Origin of the sequence: Pengzhenrongella sp., from assembly GCF_036565025.1 — a bacterium.
In the GTDB taxonomy this organism is placed as follows: domain Bacteria; phylum Actinomycetota; class Actinomycetes; order Actinomycetales; family Cellulomonadaceae; genus Pengzhenrongella.
In genome coordinates, this window is record NZ_DATCNW010000452.1 from 1 (window position 1) to 2,354 (window position 2,354).

General features: G+C 69.5%; 2 protein-coding genes. One reads left to right on the forward strand and one right to left on the reverse strand.

The window, feature by feature from the left end; all coding sequences use genetic code 11:
• The coding region (locus VIM26_RS25485) for a hypothetical protein (protein ID WP_331956134.1) at nucleotides 1–1,107 on the reverse strand (1,107 nt) is incomplete at its 3' end.
• Between the two features lie 218 nt (nucleotides 1,108–1,325).
• Here VIM26_RS25485 and VIM26_RS25490 point away from each other — a divergent pair.
• The coding region (locus VIM26_RS25490) for a class I SAM-dependent DNA methyltransferase (RefSeq protein ID WP_331956135.1) at nucleotides 1,326–2,354 on the forward strand (1,029 nt) is incomplete at its 3' end.

Consider the following 2,354-nt stretch of genomic DNA (forward strand, 5'->3'; position numbering starts at 1 on the left):
CTGGGCCGCCGCGCTCGGCGGCTGGCTCAACGGCGGCCGCTGGCTCGACGGCAGCGCGCTCACCGGAAGCACCGGGCTCGGGCGAACCGGCTCCGCGGGGCCGGGCGCTACGGTGACCTCTTCCGCGGGCAGCTCGAGCCAGGGCGGACCATCGGGCATCAACGACGGCGCCGCGAGCGGCTCGTCGACGTCGTCGAGGTCGTCGAGGCGCAGCTCGAACGACAGCCGCGAACGGGCGTCGATCCGGGCCGGCAGGATCTCCCCCGCGCTGAACAGCGCGTCCAACCCGTCGAGCTCGTTGGTCGTCACCTGTTCACGCTGGATGGTCGCGCTGACGTCGGGGTGCAGGAGAACCGTGACGGCGTCCACGGTGACCGTCGCGACCTGGACCAGCACGACCGCCCCGGGCTGATACTCGTCGAGCGATTCGGCAGCCGGACGCAGGAGCTCGGAGATGTCCAGGCGCCCCGTGGCGTCGTCGAGCATGCCCTCGACGAACTGACCTCGCACGAGGACCCGGTCGATCGGGGCGTGGCTCGTGGTGAGCTCCTGCCAGACGGTCGCGAGGGATCCGTCGAGGAGCGTCACGAAGGCCCGGGTGGGCGGGAACAGGGCGGACACCGTGCCGCTCACCCGGCGGCTGGACGTCTTCGTCTCCTGCCGGACGCCCGCGCGGGCGGCCATGCCGATCGCGTCCTCGACGAGGAGATCCCCCGCCCCTGCCCCCTCCTGCGCGGTGTAGGCGAACCGCAGCGGGGACAGTCGATAGTCGCCCGTCCAGTCCAGGCCGATCGGGTAGACCCTGCCCGCCCCGCCGTAGACCTGGGTCATGTCGGGCAGGGCACGGGACAGCGCCCAGGAGACCTCGTTCGTCGGCACGACGACGACCTCGGCGAAGTCTCCGAGCGCGTGCGCGACCGGCTCGGGCTCGATGAAGGGCTCGAGCCGGCCCGACGCGATCGAGATCACGACGACGGGCCGGGTTCGCGTTCGATCAAGCAGGTGGGCAGCCAGCTCGCCGGCCTCCTGTGCGGATCCGACGCGGTCGACCAGCGCGATCGGCGACGGCGCCCGCATCTTTCCGGATCGCTTCTTGCGGGAAGGCACGGGGCGCACCTCCGTCTCTTGCGCATGACTCCGTCGGCCAGCGAGGGACACCCATCGTCACCCATCCGCCGCAGGCGCGCCCGTCCGATTTGCGCAGTCGCAAGCGATATCCGGGTGATCTCTGGCCGAGCAACGGAGCCATGGCATCGCTCCAGGTGGAGGACACTTCTGCGGAGCACCCGAAGATCAACCGACGCAGCAGTGGAGGAACAACCCCGGTGAACGGTTTTCGAGACATGGTCGGCTTCATCTGGTCCGTGGCGGACCTGCTGCGGGGGGACTACAAGCAGTCCGAGTACGGCAAGGTCATCCTGCCGCTGACGGTGCTGCGGCGCCTGGACTGCGTGCTTGAACCCACGAAGCCCGCGGTCCTCGCGAAGACCAAGGAGCTCAGCGCCGGGACGATCGGGAACGTCGACCTCTTCCTGCGCCGGGCCGCCAAGCAGCCGTTCTACAACACCTCCCCGCTGGACTTCCGCGGGCTGCTCGCCGACCCCGAGCACCTCGCCCAGTCGCTGCGGCTGTACATCGACGGGTTCTCGACCGGCGCGGTCGAGGTGCTCGACAAGTACGGCTTCGACGCCCAGATCACCCGCCTGGACGAGGCCGGCCTGCTCTACCAGGTCGTCGCCCAGTTCGCGGACATCGACCTGCATCCCGACACGGTCTCCCAGCTCCAGATGGGCTACGTCTTCGAGGAGCTGATCCGGAAGTTCTCCGAGGCCGGCAACGAGACCGCCGGGGAGCACTTCACCCCGCGCGAGGTCATCCGCCTCATGGTCAACCTCCTGCTGGCCGACGACGACGCGACGCTCGCCACCCCGGGCATCGTCAAGACCCTGTACGACCCCGCGTGCGGGACCGGCGGCATGCTCTCGGTCGCGGAGGACTGGATACGCCAGCACAACCCCGAGGCGAAGCTCGAGCTGTTCGGCCAGGAACTCAACGGCGAGACGTACGCCATCTGCCGCTCGGACATGATGCTCAAGGGGCACGAGGCCTCGCGCATCGCGTTGGGCAACTCCTTCTCCCAGGACGCGCATGCGAACGAGACCTTCGACTACATGCTCGCCAACCCGCCGTTCGGGGTCGAGTGGAAGAAGGTCCAGACGGTCGTCGAGGACGAGGCCGCCCGCGGGTACGCGGGCCGGTTCGGCGCGGGGACCCCGCGGATCAACGACGGGTCGCTGCTGTTCCTGCAGCACATGCTCTCAAAGATGAAGCCGGTGTCCGAGGGCGGGTCGCGG